Below are 19,031 nucleotides of genomic sequence, written 5' to 3' on the forward strand. Positions count from 1 at the left end.
ATTGATGTCCCTTACTGTTGTGTTAGCTAAAGTATTTAAAGGATATAAAAAAGTTTTATCGCTTTGAATGCTCCTTGAATAAAATTGCTGAAAACACCGGATGAAAGAATTAATCCAAAAGTTATTATCATTCTCCAGCAACGGCATTAGTAGTTCTGGAGACCGGATAAGGCAAGATGTTCTCTTGTTCGACTCCTTGTATGCTGCCCAAGAAATTGCTTTTATCCTCGGCGGTGAATGGGATGGTTGTAATGGGGTGGTATTACCGAAAAAAGACGAATTAGCTGTTAACACAGCGGCTAAATTAGTCGGAGCGCAATGGTGCTATTGTGAAGACAAAAGTGCCATTTTAATCAAATTTGCTGCGGATGAGCTGAAGCGGCGTTATGCAGCCGGAGAAAGGTATTTTATCAATGCTAACTTGAGGGGTGCTTGGCTTTGTGAGTGCTTATTGAGCGAAGCTAACCTGAGTTGGGCAAAACTGAATTTAGCGAACTTAAGCGGAGTTAATCTAAGTAAAGCGGACTTAAGTGAGGCGGATTTGAGTGAAGCGAATTTGAGCGAAGCAAATCTGAGTACAGCCAACCTAACAAGAACGAATCTAACTAAGGCTAACCTGCGGCTGGCAGATTTACGAGGGGCAAATTTGAGTAAAGCTTTCTTGAGTGAAGCGAACCTCAGTGAAGCTGATTTAAGGGGAGCAAATTTAGAATTAGCCGACTTAAGAGGCGCAGATTTGAGTGGAACGAACCTGAGTGGGGTCAACTTGAAAAATGCCAAGGTGATTGAAGCAGATTTGGCGAGAGCAACCCTATCGAATGATTGAATTTGAGTAGTATGGATACATTATTAAGTATTGCAATTGGCATTGGTTTGAGTGCGGCTTGTGGTTTTCGGATCTTTGTCCCGCCGCTAGTGATGAGCATGGCAGCACTGTTTGGACATCTGCCACTGGCACCGAATTTTGAGTGGATGGGAACTTATCCGGCGTTAGTGACATTTGCGGTGGCAACTTGTGTTGAAATTGCCGCTTATTACATTCCGTGGATAGATAATTTGCTGGATATCGTTTCTACACCAACTGCGATCGCAGTCGGCACATTCTTGACTGCTGCCATCTTTCCCCACGACGATCCTTTAGTTCAGTGGACAATCGCCGTGATTGCGGGTGGAGGTTCGGCGGGTATCGTGCAAGCCTTGACGGGTATGGTTCGCTTTTCTTCAACCGCACTCACCGGAGGATTCGGTAATGGGGTGGTTTCCACCCTGGAAGCAGGTGGTGCGATTATTTTATCCATCCTGGCGATTTGGTTGCCTGTGGTGACTGTCGCCTTGGTAGTCAGTGCTGGGATCTGGCTTTGGCGGAAAGGATATCTCAGGCTACCCAATCCCAAAGAGTCTTGAGCGGTGCAAAGGACATAATAATACCCCCTTCCCGGACAGGGAAGGGGGTTAAATTTTCTGTATAAAGTTTAGATAGGGCGGAAAATAACAGTTGGACAAGCGGTTAGCGCGGTAGCGTTTCTTAACCATGACTTGGAATCATCAAGTAAACGCCAATGCCTAACTCAGTTCCAACTGTAATGTATTGTAGTACAAATTGAGCGAATTGACAACTCAGTGCTTCTCTATCCTGTCAAGCGTTAACTTGATTAAATTGCTAAAGCAAACAACGAAGCATACACGAGTTGTCCAGACTCTTCGACCAACTGACCCGCAAAGTTTTTCCCTTTACAAGTATGCAGCCGCAGACTCAAGAAGCGTTCTTCTTCTTTGAGCTGAAATCTTTCAGCGGGTGTTTGACTTAGCCAATTGCTGACTTGTAACTGTTTTTCCTGACGGCTTTTGTGCAACTGCTGGCGCAGTTCTTGCAGATTGCTGGCTGCAAAAGGAAGCACGGGTTTGTCGCTTGCTTTTGCGTGCTTTTGGGCATACATTGCTGCCACACCATAGCAGAAGCAAACCAGAGGCATCCACACTTCCCGGAAGTAAGCCGCCGTGGGAGCAATTTCCACGCCAACTAACTGATTCCGAATCAAGAACAACGCCCCGGTTTGCTGGGGAAGCAATTCAAATCGGCTTTGATATTGCGTCAGAAAGGTGCGTTTTTTACTGAGAATTTGCTCTAAGTGACCGCGTTGAGGTAAATCAAACCGCTGATTTAGACGCTCAATTTCTTTCCAGAGTTTGCTGTAGTCTTCCTGACCCCGGAGTTTCAAGGCTTGAAAGCGCAATTGCAGGGGGAGAATGAAGAACCATTGTTCTCGACCTTCCAAATAACCGCCTTGACCGGATTGCACGCAGCAGGCATCTTTAAACATGAGTTTCTGTCCCGCAGCAATAAATGCTGACCGACACAAAGCATGATTTTGGGCTTGGTCTTGGATATAACCCATGTGCAAGGGAACGATTGCCACACCCGTTGATGGGTTATGGAGTTCTACATTTCCATAGCCATGAACTCGACTGAGTTTCAACCCAGACAGGGGACTGGTAAATTGACCCGGACAATCTGGGCTGAAGATAGGGACTACAGTCATGGCTCCAGACTGTTGAGGAATTCCAAAATGATAAGGAGAGAGATCGACTTTGTCGGGAATTAATAACTCTAATGGCTGGTAGTCCATGTGGCTAACTCCTTTTCTTGGGATGTGAGTTTTTGGCGGAGGAATTCCTGCAAAGAAGTTTCGGTTTGCTTTGCACCCGCGATCCGAAGGCTGCGCGGTAGCGCAATCGCAAATAGCGAATTTAGTAAGTCTTCAAAATCGTCTTGATGCCAGAATTCTCTTTGGAGGAGATTAGGCGCAGGTCGTCTCAATTCCAAGTCATCCAGCGCCGTAAACTTGCTATGACAGAAGATAATTGGGGTATGAATACCCAATTGCGGTAAGGTGGCGACGACTCTTTCCAAGTCTCCCGGATACATATTTTCATACCCATCAGAGACAATGGCGACTAAATCGGGTGAGTCTTCTAAAGCGTCCAGTAAAGCACCTGCTAAGTCGGTGTAACCTTCTGGCATGGGTAATTCGCCAACTCCCCCAAGGGTATGGACTTTGAGGTTCGCGCAGCATTTTTCGAGTACCAATTTCAGGGCGATTGACTGCGCTAGAGAACAGTATTCGCGATCGCCATAACTTCTTGTCGAAGCAGACGCATCCAATACCAATGCCACTTGACCTGAAAATTTCGGCAGGTTTACCACAGCTTGTTCGACATAATGCTGCAAAGCTGACATTAATTCCGGCGATTTTCCACCCCGATACAAATGCACCAAGGTTGCGGAAATATCACCACGATTGGTTGCCGTTACTGTCTTGGGACGCTCTGTTTGTACCTCAAATTGACGATATTGTTGATGAACGAGAGTATATTTAACTTCGCCTTCCGCAGGCATTAAACCTGTTCCCAGAGGAGAATGATACAGAAAAGGTAGAATTGCTTTCACCGATTCTGGATTATGGGCATAACGCAACAGATAGCGACGCAAATCGCTTTTATCAACAGTTGCATCCGACAGCTTTTTCACAGAACCCCTCGCCACATTCTTCCCCAGCGCGTGTTCAATCGCATCCACAACCGCAGGACGGCGGCGCAAAGCCATATCCTCAAATTGGGGATGATTGAGGATGTACTGGAGAATCGCCCTCGCGGTATGTTTGTGATTAGCTCGTACCCGTCGCAGTGCTAAAAAGACGGTCAAAACTTGGTCGGGGTGCAAAATTGCCAACAAGAAATTAATGACGCGATCGCTTGTTTGACGTGCTTCTTTCGACATCCCCACGCGAGAGCGTTGCAGCAACTGAAACAAAATCCGCAGGCGCTGCCCCGTTGTAACATGAGTGATGAGAGCTAAAAGCGCATACAATTCTGGATTTTGTTCGTAAGCTTCCCGATGCAGAGATTCATCGCTCCAGCGTGGGGGTTGCCCGTTATAACGAAGGAGAAATGGCTCATTACAAGAGCGCAGATGCAGAATAATATTCAAGATGGCTGGTTGAGTTGCATCCATAATTTGACTCCTTGCATTACAAAGCTGGAGCGTATCCCCGCAGATGTTTAGGAACGCTCTGATTACTTTGATGAATTCCCCAGTGGCTTCAAGAACTCGACCACTTGTTTAAGCATACTACAAACATACTACAATAAATTGAGTTGCCACAAGCGGGCAACCAGCGATCGCAAGCATCTCACTTGTGAAAATTTGCAAAGACCTACAACTATCCCCCCGCAGGCAGGGGAAAGGTAAAGAAAAACTTTTTTTCATGGGGAAGTAGAATTTCAGGATTTCGGCTTCCCCGTACCCCCTCTATTCCCTCGCAAGTGGAGGAAGACAAGGAATAAATTTTATTTACGAGAGTTGAGGTGGGGTTCTGAACTACGGTGTATTAATTTCTCAATATGGCTAAAGCAGATTTTAATTTTTACGCAGAATTGAATGATTTCTTGCCACGGAAAAAGCGGGACGTAACCATTACTCATGTTTTTGAGGAACGAGCCTCAATTAAGGACACGATCGAATCTTTTGGCGTCCCTCATCCGGAAGTGGATTATATCGAAGTCAACGGCAAACCCGTCGATTTTTCCTATATTGTGACTGATAGCGATCGCATCCATGTTTATCCAATTTCTGCGGCGACTGAAAAGACATCTAGCGTCTCACTCGTTCGTCCTCAACCGCTAAAATTTCCTCGTTTCGTTCTCGATATTCATTTAGGGAAACTAGCAACATCTTTACGAATGTTGGGTTTTGATACCCTGTATCGAAATGACTATGACGATCTAGAGTTAGCCCAAATTTCGGCATCTGAAGAACGAATTCTCTTGACTCGCGATAAGGGTCTATTGATGCGTAGTTTGGTAACACATGGATATTATGTCAGAGAAACTAATCCAGAGCGACAGGTGGGCGAGATAATGGGACGCTTTGCTCTAATTGAATTCGTCAAACCATTGCAACGATGTTTGCGTTGCAATGGTTTATTAGAACCTGTGGATAAGGAATCGATTCTTGACCAAGTGCCACCCAATATCCAACAATCTATTGATGAATTTAGCCGCTGTCGTGAATGCGCTCATGTTTATTGGAAAGGCACGCATTATGAACAAATGCAGCAATTTATCCAAGGAATAATTTTCTCGAAGCCAGTTGAATCGGATTGGGTATAAAAGCTGGCTTTTTGCGATTCGCATTGATTGTTTTAAGGCAAATTTTAACAATTTATTTCATTTCTTAAATAATTATTTTTTGGGTATTTGTGCCTAAAAATATATTTTGAACATACATTATTCTAGACTTCTATACAACAATTAAACTTTTGTATGTGTTAAAATCAATAAACATAATAACTGTTTAATAAATGAGTTGCACTGACTATTTTTTTCGCCTGATCTCCCGCCGAGATTACAGTGCTTACGAACTTTTAAAGAAAGGACAATTAAAGGGGTTTGAGCCAAACGAAATCTCCGAGGCTATCAATTATTTGCAAGAGAGAGACTATCAATCCGACACGCGCTTAGCCGCCAACTTGATTGCCTACTCTCAAGGCAAATATGGGAAATCTATGGTAAGGCGCAAATGTATGGAAAAAGGGATTTCCTCCGAGGTATTCGAGCAAGTTTGGAACGAACAAATCGAAGCAGAGGGAAGTGAGGAAACAGACGATCTGGATGGTTTAAAAACAAAGATCATGCGAAAGTATAAAATTGATGATTTTCAAATTATCGACCAAAAAACCAAAGCCAAGCTATTAAATTACTTGCAATATAGAGGTTTTAATGCTTTTGAAGTTTTGAAGCAATGGCAGAGACAACAAGTAGAAAATGAGTAACGGAGCGGTTTGGTAATTTGGTATTGCTAGATTATCTTAAAAACTTTTAATTTGCATTTTTTTATCACCTTTAGTTTGTATCTACTATGAAAGATATTGTCACCTTGTTTTTTGGATTGGGTATGGTGTTTAACGCCAGCTTATTTATTCCACAAGCCTTAAGGATTGTTCAAACTAAGAGTTCTAAAAATTTGTCTTTAATTACTTTTCTCGGTTTTAATTTTATTCAGCTTAATGGGGTTCTCTATGGGTATTATCGAAACGATTTGGTTTTAATGTATGGAAACTTAATTAGTTTTATGAGTTGTGCAAGTGTAACAATTTTGGCAATTATATACCGAGGTAAGGAACCTAAGTAAAGAGTAGGGGCGTATAATTCTACACCCCTCCCTATATTCAGGTTCATTTATATTCAGCTATGGAAACAAGCAATATTTAGTAGAGACGCGATAACCCTTGTCTCTACATTTCGGTGTTAGTAGCTAGAGAATTTATCCCTTCGTAGGTATGGAAGACTTTGCTGCCAATATATAGGCAACAGCAAGGGGTGTTAATTTCTCTGTAACTGTGGTCATAATAGAGCGGTCTTCCGGCGTCCATACTCTAGGCTGACCAAAGACACAAGGTTGCAGAATTCCCCACAACAAATTATCTTTGCACAGGTGAGCGTGAACTAATGCTCGATGTCCAAATTCTTTTTGCTCGAAAGCTTTGTTAACAACTTCCGGATTCGCTGTCTCTACATCTTCGACAAAGACAGAAGGTTTTGTATGCAGTGCCGCAGCAAAAAGCGGATCTTCTTTTGGCAAAGATTCTGGTTCTTTCTTCCAGTCAGCGTCAAGAATGTTGGGATATTCTTGAGTGCGACGCCAACAGTAAGGAACTTTACCGATGGAGGTATGGGGATCGCGCAGATAGAGAAAAATGCGATCGCACTGCAAGACTTCACCCAAAGCTGGCACTAAGGCAGAAAACACAGCATCGGGTGTACTGTCATGGCTCAAAATTTTATCGAGAACTGGTGGTATTGGGTTGTTCATACGCTTATTTTCTCAGCCGTCTGTTCGTTTCACAACAAAAGTAGCGATTTTCCAGGGCTGGATGCTGGCTATTTGCCCAGAAGCGGACATTTCGGGTGCATCGATGGGACGCTCTAACAAATCAACTGGGTGCGCGATCGCTAAATCCAAATCGCTATTCAGCTGCATCTGTGCCTCTTCCCCGTGACACTCATAACAGCGCAAAATCCACTGCTGCAAGTTATCTTCTGACTGCTTCAACGCGATTAAAATCAGATTCTCAGTTTGCAAGTCTAACAATTGACCAACGGGGGGTAAGGACGAATTCTGTTCGCCTACCGATGGCAGCAGCATCACTTGGAGCGGTAAATTTAGCTCATAGCCTCGGCGCACAGTATGCGCTGACTGCCAGCTACCTTGATGAGGATAGAGGGCATAGGTGAATTGATGCCAACCTCGGTCTGCTTCTGGATCGGGCCAACTCGAACTTCGTAATAGGGTAAGGCGTAATTGTGAGGGTTGGGCGTCGTAGCCGTATTTACAATCATTGAGCAAACTAACGCCATAGTCATTGTCAGCTAAATCTGCCCAGTGCAAGGCAGGAACTTCCCATTTGGCGGTTTCTGCGGGTGTTTGAGGCTGAGTAGAACGCCCGTTAGCGTCGCGTGTGCTTCGCACAATCGCGCCGCAGGGAATTTCGTAGGTGGCAGAATCCGCCGTCAAGGTAAGCGGAAAAGCGGCTTTTACAAGTACGTGGCGTTCTTGCCAGTCTACAGTCGTAATGATTTTCAGTAGCGGCGAATCTGCTTGCAGCACGTAATCTTGGCAAAATTTCGACTCGCCTAGCTGTCGCACAACGCGCAGACGGGTTTGTACTGTCCCCTGTTCTACCCATTCAATTGACTTTAGCTGGGTGGGAGGTAAGGGGTGTTGGGCATAGTTGGGGTCAATGTTCCAAGCATCCCAATATTGACCGCTATCTTGGAAGGCTTGGAGTTGATTTCCTCCGACTTGAGAGAGGATCTCTCGATGATTAATTTTGTCAAAAACACTGCTTAAATCGCCTGTTTGAGAATCAACGATTACCCGCAGTAAGTCATTTTCTAAAATGCAATTTTTTTCGCTAAATCTGATATTATCTCGATTAGGTGCATTAGAATCCGGAAAGCTAGTGCTATGCTGCCCGTGTTCTTGCCTTTTTGAGGGTAATTCGGCTTGAGGATCTAGGTTCTGAGGATATAGCCAGAAGAGACGATAACCCACCGATGGGATATTCTCGGCAAGAAATAGTAGCGTCGTACCTTCAGAAAGCTGGGACGTTAGCAGTTTCCCTTCTAAGTCGTAAACTTGCCAGTTATTTCCAGATGTCGGTAAGGGAACGGCAACGACTTCCGAGCGTTGCCAGTTCAGGGAGTTGAAGACGATAACCAGCAGGGCGTCTGGTTGCGGCGGTGGGGGAAGGGCAATAGAAGTTGCGATCGCGCTTAAGGCTTGCTGTACTATTTCCGAACCCACTTGTTCCACCTCTTGCCAAGCTTGATTCGCATCTACAAAGACTTGGGGAATGGAGGAACCGGGAAGAATATCGTGAAATTGATTAAATAGCACCTTTTTCCACGCAGATTCTAGCTCTTGCTTGGGATAAGGCGCACCCGTGCTGATACTAGCCAAGGAAGCGAAAAGTTCTGCTTGGTACAGCAACCCTTCACTGCGACGTTCAAAGCGCTTTTGATCGGCGTGGGTGGTGTAGCAACCCCGATGGAATTCTAGATAGAGTTCATCGTCCCAAACCGGGAACGGTTTTGAGTTGGGATTCTGAGTGCTAATCTGCTGTAAATAGCTCTCAGATGTAGTGAATTCTAGACGAGGAAAGAAGGGGGATTTTTCCCAGCGCGCTTGCACTTCCAACATATCACGGGTAGGGCCACCGCCATGATCGCCCACACCTGGAAGCCAAAGACTCTCTTTTAAACTGGTTTGGGTTTCCCAAACACAGGCATAAGACGCCATTTTAATCGGGTCAATGCCTTCACCAATCGGAGCAGACATGAGGCTGAAGATTTGGGAACCATCAAGCGATCGCCACCAAAATGTTTCATAGGGAAACTTTGTGGTGTCGTTCCAGCGCAATTTTTGGGTGACAAAGTATTCAATCCCAGCAGATTTCAGAAATTGGGGCAGCGTGGCACAAAAGCCAAAACTATCTGGCAACCAAGCGACTGTACTCAATTGCCCAAATTTTTCTAAGACGTAACGCTGACCATAGAGCAACTGGCGGACAATCGATTCGCCATTAATAATATTTAGTTCCGGTTCCACCCACATTCCGCCGACAACTTCCCAGCGTCCAGCCGCAACTTGTTGTTGAATGGCGGCAAATAAATCCGGGCGATGTTGCTCAATCCAAGCATAAAGTGCGGGTGTAGAATGGCAGAAAGTCAGGTTGGGAAATTCTTGTAGGAGTTTGAGAACCGATTCAAAAGTGCGTTGAGCAGCTTCCCAGGTGTCGCTGACAGGCCATAGCCAAGCCAAGTCTAAGTGAGCATGACCGAGCAAACAGATTTTAGATTTTAGATTTTGGATTTTAGATTCTGTTGACCCTAGGGTGTCAAGCAGGTTTTGGCGGAGGGTGGAAAGCGATCGCTCAAACTTTTGTCCATCAGGCAGCGCTGTCCAGTCAATCTCAGCCACAGCAGATGCCAAGATATCCAGTTTTTCCGGTTCAAAGGTTTTTAAATACCGCTGTAAGACAGCTAACTCATCAGCGACAAAACCGGGTTCAATCCGATCGTCGGTGGTAAATTCGTATATACAGCGCGATCGCACTAACGCCCCATCATCATGTCCGGGACTTACCAGACGCAAGGCAACGGTAATCTCCTCACCCGGCGTCACAGCAGGACTTAGCAGTACCCTCGTTGAGCAATCAAATAAGTCTCCCGCTTGCACTTTGACGCCATTGACAAAGATTTGCGCGTCTTCTGCCCACCAAGTTAGCACCAGCCGCAACGCCAACCCCGATAAAGCATAACCTTGTAAATCTTGGGGAATCATCAATTTTTGACTAAGCCACAACACCTTTTGCCCTGCTTGCCAAGCAATATGTCCCCTCGCATTCAACTCCACAGATAACCAATCATTCCCGAAATCAGATTGGCGGACGGTATCTGCTGTCAGGTCTGCGGCACAGTAGCGCCAGCCAGTCTGAACGTTAACCTGAGTCATCGCAGAGAGTTTTTCAATCGCTTCGCTCAGGAGGCTGGATGAGGGCGTTACAAAAGGTGTCTTGGAATCGGTCATCTTTTCGATAAAATCAGGGCATCTACTATTTTTAGCAATTAGCAATTAACATTTAGCATTTAGCAAAATGTCCTCCCCTCCCAATGGTCGGTATAAAAGCAAATTATTTAATTTCCTCTCCCGAAAATCTCGCCAGTTGAAGGATGAGAGCGATCGCGCTGTGCGAAATCTGAAAGTCGCAGCGGTTTGGGGAGCGCAAATCCTCCTCTATCCGGTGTATCTGCTGGCTCAAACTTCCCAATTAGCGGGGCGTCAATTACAACAAGCGACGCAAGAAAAATTCCCACAATTACATTCTGGTAAAAAAGACCGAACAAAACGTCCTAACTCGCCGCCAACGCCGCCACCGACAGACGCGCCAATTCAGGAAGTGCTACGAGCGATCGCGGGTCAGGAAGAATCAGAATTCGCTTTAAATCCATCGGCAAATTCTGTTGCTACTTCTAGTAACAAAGCAGTAATTTTCAGTCAAGTTGCAGATGCGATTAATCGTGTCTCTACGACATATTTTGGATTCCAATTTTTCGATCGTAGCGCTGCGGGCGGATCGAGTCATTCAATCTCCCCAAATTTAACCCTTCCCCCGCTCAATCTCCCGGAAACTGTTGTCGTGCAAACGCTACAGCCCAAAGCGGCGGCGGGAACAAGTAGCGGAAAATCTTTGGCAGCGGCATTACGCAATCAAATTGTCGTTCGGGGAGTTGCGACACAACTCGCTACCCGTTCCGTGGTACTCGTCACCGCTGACAATCAAATTTTAGATATTCTTACCCCTGAACAACAGCAAAAATTACAACAGCGAATTCGTTGGGAATTGGCAAACTACTGGCGTCAGTGGCGGTTAGTGCAAGCGTCGGCGAAAGGAATTGCAGCACAACTTCGCCCTCCTGTCAATCAGCGCCATCTGTTACCACCCGTGCGTCTGTTCTGGGGAGTCATCGCCTGGGTGCAACAAGGGCCGGTTGCGATCGCTGCCAATCTCTTCCAAGAATCAACGCTGGTGCGGTGGCAAGAAACAACACAAGAGGAAATTGGAACGCAATTGAGCGCCTCTAGAGAGGAAATCGGAAGTCTTCCACCCTTCGGAAACAGCAAAGCCCTTCATCCTTCCTCCTCCTTACTGCTTCAGCCATTAATCTTCCTCGATCGGACGATGGTTGCAATCGAAGTCCGGCAAAAAGACTTTTTGGCAAAGCTGACACCCCATGCTGGGAAAATAGAGGTCGTTGAGCGATCGCCTTTACAATCGCCTTTACAACGAATACAAGCTGTATTCAGCCAGCCGATGCGACAACCGGCGTCTCCCGAGGTTACAGACGCTCAAGCACACAATATTCAAGCGCTGATTCAGGCAGCAATTGACTACTTTTTTGGCAGGCGCAACGGAAAATTACCTTGGGAATCTACCCCAGAAATCGATTCTGATTCCTACCGCCAAACGCATCAGATATCAGGTGGCGCTTCTGCCTCCTTATCATCTGCTCAACGCAACCATCCAGAACTAACCGCAACAGGTGTTGCCGATCCCTGGCTGACCATGAATGATTTATTCGGGAAGCCAGATGCACCCACCAGCAAGCAGGCAACGCGAACCGCCCCTAAGCGACCATTACCAAGGGTGGCAGGCAAAGAGCAACCGTCAGCTCATCTGCCAGGAAAGAAGACCCGGACTGCCCTCCCCGGAGCCAACCAGCCGGATCTGCCTGCTGGGGATTCTCTCTGGAAGTCGATTAAGCTTCGCCTGAGTTTCAAACAAACGCTTTTGACGCCCCGCAAACCCACAGCGCCTGAGCCAATGGCGGCGTGTCCAACACCAACTCCTTCTACAACCAAAAAATCTCGCAAAAAAGACATTTCAGGAAAGATTACCAAAGCGCCAGCTTTCCAGACGCCACGAGTAGAAGCCGAAGGGGCGCTTTCAAATCTATCGCCAGCGATCGCACAAAGCAATCGGACAAGCTTTGCCACCCATTCGCCAGACTGGATTGAGGCTGAGGTGACTCCAGCCGGATACGTCAAACACCCCCTAGAGTATTTGCTGGAATGGCTGGATAAGGCGATGCTATGGCTGGAGAATTTCTTCGTGAAAGTCTGGCGTTGGGTGAAGAAATTCTGAGGGTTATAGAAGCGGAGTCTCTCCGTCCCTACTCTCTTTTGTACTCTTCTCCTACAGTCTAAATTGGCACATTAGATGCTTCGCAATTTTCAGAAGCAAGTGCCAAATTATTTTGGATGGTCGCCCATTCGTGGGGACTCGCTTCGCGGGTGTAGATTTCCAATGCTTGCTTGTAACACGCGATCGCTCGTTCTAGATTATCAGCGCGATCGCCCCGTATTCGGTCGCGGTAAGCATTTCCGAGATTATTTTGCGTCATTGCCCAATCTTGGGGAAAGGCTTTGCGGGTATAGATTTGCAATGCTTGCTTGTAACACGCGATCGCTCGTTCTAGATGATCGGCACGTACTGCCAATCTATCTTCGTCAGCCAAATCGTCCTGTATCCGATTGCGGTAGGCATTACCGAGATTATTTTGCGTCGTCGCCCACTCGTCTGGACTCGCTTCGCGGGTAAAAACTGTAACCACGATCTCGTAGCCGGTGATGGCAACTTCTAAGTTTTTCTCCTTGTCTCCTAGCGGAAATTGCGCCATCAGGTTGCTGAATCCGCCGATTGTCGCCCCCATAAATTTTGCTTCTTGGGGTTCAACTTGCGGCAGAATTCCCATTGCCCAATCGTGCAGTATCTCAGCCAGTTTCTCATTCAGTTGATCGAGATTTGCTTGTAACAACGGATACACTACTTTGCGATCGCCATTGCTATCTGCGGTTGCTTGCAATACCTCCGTTAAGAATTGCACAGGCGATTCGGGAATCCTCTTGACGACAGTGGGTGTCGATGATGAGTTACCCATTTCTGTAACCATTGGCGCTGCAACATTCCGCAACCACTCCGCCGCTTCTCCATCGCCCCGTTCTGCCAGCATTGCGGCTACGGCTTCCATTGTCTGCACTAACCCGGCATCAATGAGCGCTTGATTCGTCTGCAAAATCTCCATTTCCTCGCCACTAGAGGAACTGAGTAGCACTTGGATCAGATTGAGATAGGCTTCGAGACGTTCTTCTCTCATAGGGCGATTCATCTATCAATAGATGGATTTATTGTTGCCTAATTTCCCTCTGCACTGCCACCTAAAAATTAGTTATTTTTGGGGTTTAACGCCGGAAACCGCAGAAAATCTGAACTAAAGCCTGAAAATTCAGGCTTTAGAAATCTCCTGCCATGTCAGCAAATTTATATAGAGCGGTTCGCACTTGCAATATAGGAACTTCACCCCCAGCCCCTCTGCGTTTACGGCGAGGGGAGAATATTGAATTTCAATACTTCTCGGATAACGCGAAGAGAGCGCCGCTACGCGAACGCTAACGTAGGAGGGAAGTTGAGGGAGTTAACCGAGAAGTGATTGTATTGAACCCCTCCCCGTTCACGGGGAGGGGCAGGAGTGGGATTTAAACCCTACTGCCTCTCATCGAGAATTGCTAGATTAATTTGCTGGAAAACAAAAAAACCGGGTTTTATAAAACCCGGTTTCTCAAGAATTCTATTTTTCTGGCTCGACAACCCGCTTAAGGTTCCTGAAACGTTTCCACTTTGCCATCAGGGCTAAGAACTACCCGGATGTGGGCGTTACGCTCACCTTCGATGGGAGAAACAAACGGTTTCCCCGGTACTGGCATCCCGGTACGGTCAATATACTTGACTGACGCTTCTCCTAAGGGGCGAATGCGCTCGATGGAGCCATCCGGATTCAGCCGGAGATAGTATTGCAGCGGCTGTGTCAGATCGGCGGGCGGTTTCCATTGCTGTTGGAAATAGTCCCGCACTTGTGCGACTTGAGGAATCGTGTCAAATAGCCGGTCATTCTGGGCGCGATCGCTTCCAGATTCGCTGCTGCGTTTCGCAGCTGGTGGGGCAACGCTGCCGCGAGTCGCACCGGGACTCAGATCGCTGTTATTTGCAGCTGAGCTTTCCGCAGGAAGGCTGGCAAGCGACGGCAGATTGGGAAGTGGGGGAGGCGCGGCAGGAATGCCGGGGGCATTGGGGGATGGAGACTGGTTTGCACCCTCAGAACTGGAGGCGATGGAACCAGGAGGCGATTGCCCGATTCGGGGCGCACTCACCCCACCGCTACTGGGGATTGGCTCGAAGGGAAGATTATTGCGAATCGCCTGTCTTGGCTGTTCAGCCGGGGGTTTGGGGATGGGCGGGAAGTTACTGGGAGGAGGGGGCTGGAAAATGGCTCTTCCCTCTGGGGCAGAACGTTGTTGAATCGGGGGCAGATTGCTGAAAACGGGGTTGGAATTTCCAGGGGGATTCCGAGGAACAACGACGACCCCTGGGCTTTTGGCACTGAAAGGTGTCGGCGTAGTCACAGGAGCCGGAGATAACAAAATTGACGAAGGAGACCCCGTTGGCGTCGGCGATGGGGAAGACAAAGGAGGAGGCGTCGGCACTCCCGTCGTTGGAGTCGGCGTTATTGGAACCGGCAACACCTCGGTACCGGGCACTGGTGCCGGGGTAGTGGGTAATGGTGTGGGTGCCGGTGCAGAGGAGATGATAGTGGGACTAGGCTGCATTAGCTTCAGCGTGGCTGCTGTTATCCCCACCCCTAACAGAAAGATGGCTGCCGTCCGAGTCCAGATGGGTGGATTTTTCAACCACTGGGTGCGTTTGAGGGGAGGCAATGCCACCAATTCAGCATTGTATTCATCCAAAGCCGTGGCTAAGTCGAACAGTTGCAGCGCACTCAGCGTTACCACAGGTCCCGTTTCTTCCGTCGCCAAATGCCCCAAAAATAGGTCGTGGGATAAAAGTCCCCTCGGTTGTATATAAGGGACAAAGGTTTGAGGAGTGGAGGATTCAGGCGGCGAAAGAATGGTTGCCGCTTGGGCGGGGGCAGCAGCAGCCATCATCGGCTCGCCTACGGGCATTTGATGCGCCACCGGCTGCGATCGCGGGGATTGCTGAAGGAAGTCCTGCACGTAGACGCTAACAGCTTCGCAAAGGCTTTCTAATTGAGCGCGATTTCCGCGGATCGTCACTCGTCGATCTTCTGGCTGTCGCGGATCGTCAAAGCTTAGCTCAAATCGTAGATGCTTCAGCACGGGTTGTCCTGCCCAGCGAGACAGGGGCGAATCTTTCGCCTGGATTTCCAACGTGCAGGTGGGGGGTGTAAAGCGTCGCAAAACCATTTTGCTAATTCAGAGGATTGCTAATTGCTAAGTGTGAATTGCTAGCGGGCGCGATCCAAAAGTGCTAACCAGAGACGCCGATGACCATTGGGGCTACTGTAGAACAGGAGATCGATCAGAAGTTTCAAGGCCAAGTGGCTCAAAGCGTCGGACGATACATTTTCTTCTTCCTCCATGCGTTCCTGGTAAGTGTTGCTGAAGGCATCCAGATAATCTCCTAGTAAAGAAGCTTCGTGGGGTTCCCGGTTTTGCTCGGCTAGCTGTTCGAGCAAGGCAACGGCACGTCGGATTAGCTCTTGCTGCTGTCCGGCAAGGTGACAGATGATTAAAACAAGCGATCGCGCTTCCTCCACATCTAACTTTTTCCGCCCTCCCGAACTCTTCCGCATAGGGTTAGACTGGCGCAATCGCCACAAAGCCACCCGATCTGCCACCATTGACTCTAAATTCAATTGTGCTGCGGCTTGGAGTATCGCGTCGGAACCGATGCCTGCCAATGCTTCGAGCGCCAATAAAATTAAATCCAGTTGGGCTTTGATATTGTCCAACTGTACGGGATCTGGCGCGGAAGCAAGGGGTAAATCCTCCCAGCGGGGGGTTGGCGTCGTTGGTGTCTTCACGATGGAGGGCATATTTTTAGCTTAGGTGACGCAACTGGTAATAACTTCGCCGTTACGAGTCTTGAAACCAGACTATCGCGGTTTTGAGTAAGTTTCCGGTCGTCGCTCATGGCGAATGGCTGACTGTTTTTAAACAATTCGCCATTAGTAATTCGCTACTTAATATAGGCGATTGTGACCCCCGTGCCACCTTCTGGAGTGCCAGCTAATTCAAAACGCTCGATGAGAGGATGCTGTTTCAAGAATTCGTGGACACCATCTCGCAGCCGTCCGGTTCCCTTTCCGTGGATAATCCACAAACAGCCCGCATCCATCGCTTGCGCGATCGCTTTCTCTAATGCCATCTCGGCATCAGGCACTCGACTCCCCCGAATATCGACGGTATTTTTGGAGGTGCGAATTGTGGGTTGTGGTTTGGGAGGTGCGGGTGGCTCTTTTGGAGTCGCCGCCGGTTTGGCTTTGGCGATGGGATCGGGTTTTTGACCGTCCAAAGATTCGATATCTTCGAGGGAGACGGTCATTTTCATTAACCCAAATCGCACGCTCATCTGACCCTCTGCGTCGGGATTGCTCAGCACTTCGGCGGTTTGTCCTAGGCGGGGAATCCGGACGCGATCGCCTGTTTTTGGTTTAAATCCCGGCTTAGGTTTGGGGGGCGGCGAGGGCAACAGATGACGTTCGGCAATTTCATTCAAGGCGTTGGTTGCACTTTGGGCATCTTGAGCGGTAGCTGGACCTTGCTGTAACCGCCGAATGACTTGGGCGATTTCTCCTTTGGCTTGAATCAGGGCTTCCTGCACAGCGCGTTCCTGGGACAGTTTGAGCTGCTGTTCCCGTTCCTGCAAAGCGGCGGCTTTTCTCGACACCTCCTGATAAAAACGCTCTGCTTGCTGCAACAACTGACTGGCTTCTTGGGCTTTAGTTTCTTGATTGCGCCGTTGGGCTTCCAGTCCAGCAATCACTTGGTTGATGTCTTCTGAAGCGCCACCCACATAAGTTTGCGCTTGTTCGACAATTTCCCCCTTCAATCCCAAGCGTCGCGCAATCGTCAGGGCGTTAGAACGTCCTGGAATTCCCCACAACAGGCGATAAGTGGGGCTGAGGGTTCGATCGTCAAATTCTACCGAGGCATTTTCAAAGCGTTCGTCTTCATATTTGAGCGCTTTGAGTTCGCCGAAGTGAGTGGTTGCAATGCTGAGATTGGCATGGTCAGCGAGATATTGTAAAAGCGCGATCGCTAAAGCACTCCCTTCTGCCGGATCGGTTCCCGCTCCCACTTCATCTAGCAAAACAAGGGAATTTGGGGTCATTCCCTCGGTAATTCGGCTGATGCGACGAATATGCCCCGAAAAAGTCGATAAACTCTGCTCTAAAGATTGTTCGTCGCCAATATCCGCCAGCACCAAATCAAACCAAGGCAATTCTACCGGCTCCCGCGCCGGGACAAATAACCCCACCTTTGCCATTAGTGCGGCTAATCCTAAAGTTTTTAGGGTGACGGTTTTGCCGCCAGTATTCGGCCCGGTAATCGTTACGACCCGAATCTCCGGCTGAACCAGTAAATCTACGGGCACGACGGCACCCCCGTTTTCGTGTCGCTGTTGCCAAACCAATAAAGGATGGCGCAACTGGCGCAGGGTGATGGAATTTTCGATTTTCGATTTTCGATTTTCGGCTGGGGATTCTTCCGACGCCTCTTCCGGGTTCCCCGGTTTTTCTGGCGGGGTACGTTCGATAAATCTGGGAGGATTCGCTTCTAACCAATAGCTGTATCGTGCCCTAGCAGCTGCCAAATCCAAAGTCGTCGCCACTGCCAACAACTGCTCTAAATCTGGTTTCACGGCTGCCACTTGTACCGTCAACGCTTGGCGGATGGCTTCTTCTTCGACTTGTTCTTGACGCCGCAACTGCCGCAATTGATTTCCCAATTGCACGATCGCGTTCGGTTCGATAAATAGCGTCGCGCCGCTACCGGAAGTGTCGTGGACGATGCCGGGAATGGCGTCTTTTTGCGGTGCTTTGACGGGGATCACGAAGCGATCGCCCCGCTGTTTGATCGTCTGTTCCTGGACTGCATTGGCTTGGCGCTGCAAGATCCCCTGCAATATCTGATAAATGCGACCGCGTAGCTGCCGCAGTTGGATGCGAATCCCGCCCAATTTGGCACTCGCCCTATCAGCTACGTCTCCCCGCTCATCGATACAGTGGTTAATTTCCTGCTCTAATTCGGGATAGGTGCGGATATCGGCAACCAGCTCTTTCAGCACTGGCACATCTTCTTGATCGTCAATAATGCGCCGCAGACGCCTAACTCCAACTAAGGTGGTCGCGATCGCTAGCAACTCTTCCCCTGCTAAAATTCCCTGAAGTTCCGCCCGCTCCAGAGAATCTCCGATGTCCTGAATTCCTTCAAAACTCAACCCTGGAGAAAGACGATTCTCCAACTGGTAAATTTCCTGAGTTTGGGCGATCAGTTGCAGGCTCTCTGGCTGAGTCGCTGGGATTTGCAGATGATTGGCAGCGATCGCGCCCAACTTCGTGGCAGCAAAGGTAGACAAATGCTGACACAGGCGGGGCCATTCGAGTAATTCTAAGGTCTCAGATTGAATCAAAGCTTAAAAGCTATATCTAAATATTCAAGTGCTTATCTATATTAATTTTAAGCTCTGATTAACTGACCGCACGAGAACAAACATCCGCCAGCGCCGCTTTCTTTAGGCAAAGGCACCTTCCATCTCATACTGGCTTTCGGTAAGTGTCTCCCACCCGGTTTCCTCCCAAGGTTCCAGAACTCCGGCTGACTCTAAGGGAGCGATCGCTTCCAAGTGCATCAGCTCCTCTGTGTCAAAATCATCAAATATTTCAGTGAGTGCTTGCAAGTCGCGCTGCCTCATCGGCATTTGCATCACTGTGAAATAGCAAGCCAGTGCTGACTTGTTGGTAGATGCAGACATTTGCGTTCCTGATGAAGATAATTGTTTCAACCTAGAACAGGCTTGGGCTACCTACCT

The 19,031-nt window shown here is 48.2% G+C and carries 15 protein-coding genes; 6 read left to right on the forward strand and 9 right to left on the reverse strand.

Going from position 1 to position 19,031, the window contains the following annotated elements:
- Nucleotides 1–100 precede the first annotated feature (100 nt).
- The gene (locus NDA03_RS04540; RefSeq protein ID WP_348237412.1) at nt 101–826 is read left to right on the forward strand and encodes a pentapeptide repeat-containing protein; all 726 of its coding nucleotides are present in this window, start codon (nt 101–103) and stop codon (nt 824–826) included.
- 11 nt (nt 827–837) lie between these two features.
- Nucleotides 838–1,404 carry a DUF4126 domain-containing protein gene (locus tag NDA03_RS04545; protein WP_348237413.1) on the forward strand — a complete coding sequence of 189 codons (567 nt, stop codon included), beginning with the start codon at nt 838–840 and terminating at the stop codon, nt 1,402–1,404.
- A 248-nt stretch (nt 1,405–1,652) separates the two neighbouring features.
- Here the strand turns inward: NDA03_RS04545 and NDA03_RS04550 are convergent, their stop codons facing one another.
- Both NDA03_RS04550 and NDA03_RS04555 read right to left on the reverse strand, forming a co-directional pair.
- A complete protein-coding gene (locus tag NDA03_RS04550; RefSeq protein ID WP_190412233.1) occupies nt 1,653–2,627 on the reverse strand; it encodes a DUF6569 family protein in 975 nt (324 codons plus the stop codon).
- Entirely contained in the window at nt 2,609–4,012 is a 1,404-nt protein-coding gene (locus tag NDA03_RS04555) for a VWA domain-containing protein (protein ID WP_348237414.1), read from the reverse strand. Before NDA03_RS04555 ends, NDA03_RS04550 begins: the two co-directional genes overlap by 19 nt.
- 389 nt (nt 4,013–4,401) lie before the next feature.
- Here NDA03_RS04555 and NDA03_RS04560 point away from each other — a divergent pair, with 389 nt between their 5' ends.
- The 3 genes from NDA03_RS04560 to NDA03_RS04570 all read left to right on the forward strand — a co-directional run bounded on the left by NDA03_RS04560 (nt 4,402) and on the right by NDA03_RS04570 (nt 6,190).
- Nucleotides 4,402–5,169, forward strand: coding sequence for a Mut7-C RNAse domain-containing protein (locus tag NDA03_RS04560; RefSeq protein ID WP_348237415.1), 768 nt, complete (start codon nt 4,402–4,404; stop codon nt 5,167–5,169).
- A 191-nt stretch (nt 5,170–5,360) separates the two neighbouring features.
- The gene (locus tag NDA03_RS04565; RefSeq protein ID WP_348237416.1) at nt 5,361–5,831 is read left to right on the forward strand and encodes a regulatory protein RecX; all 471 of its coding nucleotides are present in this window, start codon (nt 5,361–5,363) and stop codon (nt 5,829–5,831) included.
- A gap of 86 nt (nt 5,832–5,917) precedes the next feature.
- A complete protein-coding gene (locus NDA03_RS04570) occupies nt 5,918–6,190 on the forward strand; it encodes a PQ-loop domain-containing transporter (protein ID WP_190412229.1) in 273 nt (90 codons plus the stop codon).
- Between the two features lie 132 nt (nt 6,191–6,322).
- Here NDA03_RS04570 and NDA03_RS04575 read toward each other — a convergent pair whose 3' ends face one another.
- Both NDA03_RS04575 and NDA03_RS04580 read right to left on the reverse strand, forming a co-directional pair.
- Nucleotides 6,323–6,871, reverse strand: coding sequence for a GAF domain-containing protein (locus NDA03_RS04575; RefSeq protein WP_348237417.1), 549 nt, complete (start codon nt 6,869–6,871; stop codon nt 6,323–6,325).
- Nucleotides 6,872–6,883: 12 nt separating this feature from the next.
- Nucleotides 6,884–10,150 (reverse strand): alpha-mannosidase, encoded by a 3,267-nt coding sequence (locus NDA03_RS04580; RefSeq protein WP_348237418.1) that lies wholly within the window; start codon nt 10,148–10,150, stop codon nt 6,884–6,886.
- Between the two features lie 67 nt (nt 10,151–10,217).
- Between NDA03_RS04580 and NDA03_RS04585 the strand changes: the two genes are divergently transcribed.
- Nucleotides 10,218–12,266, forward strand: a complete 2,049-nt coding sequence (locus tag NDA03_RS04585) for a hypothetical protein (RefSeq protein ID WP_348237419.1) — start codon at nt 10,218–10,220, stop codon at nt 12,264–12,266.
- A 58-nt stretch (nt 12,267–12,324) separates the two neighbouring features.
- On the opposite strand, the gene NDA03_RS04590 is transcribed toward NDA03_RS04585, so the two are convergent.
- The 5 genes from NDA03_RS04590 to NDA03_RS04610 all read right to left on the reverse strand — a co-directional run bounded on the left by NDA03_RS04590 (nt 12,325) and on the right by NDA03_RS04610 (nt 18,974).
- Nucleotides 12,325–13,290: a tetratricopeptide repeat protein gene (locus NDA03_RS04590; RefSeq protein WP_348237420.1), complete on the reverse strand. Its 966-nt coding sequence runs from the start codon at nt 13,288–13,290 to the stop codon at nt 12,325–12,327.
- A 484-nt stretch (nt 13,291–13,774) separates the two neighbouring features.
- A complete protein-coding gene (locus NDA03_RS04595; RefSeq protein ID WP_348237421.1) occupies nt 13,775–15,400 on the reverse strand; it encodes a DUF4335 domain-containing protein in 1,626 nt (541 codons plus the stop codon).
- Nucleotides 15,401–15,441: 41 nt separating this feature from the next.
- A complete protein-coding gene (locus tag NDA03_RS04600; RefSeq protein WP_190524834.1) occupies nt 15,442–16,032 on the reverse strand; it encodes a DUF3038 domain-containing protein in 591 nt (196 codons plus the stop codon).
- Between the two features lie 143 nt (nt 16,033–16,175).
- Nucleotides 16,176–18,632, reverse strand: a complete 2,457-nt coding sequence (locus tag NDA03_RS04605; RefSeq protein ID WP_190986919.1) for an endonuclease MutS2 — start codon at nt 18,630–18,632, stop codon at nt 16,176–16,178.
- Between the two features lie 102 nt (nt 18,633–18,734).
- Nucleotides 18,735–18,974: a hypothetical protein gene (locus NDA03_RS04610; RefSeq protein ID WP_190524838.1), complete on the reverse strand. Its 240-nt coding sequence runs from the start codon at nt 18,972–18,974 to the stop codon at nt 18,735–18,737.
- Nucleotides 18,975–19,031 lie beyond the last annotated feature (57 nt).

This window comes from Trichocoleus sp. Lan (assembly GCF_039961855.1).
Taxonomy (GTDB): domain Bacteria; phylum Cyanobacteriota; class Cyanobacteriia; order Cyanobacteriales; family FACHB-T130; genus FACHB-T130.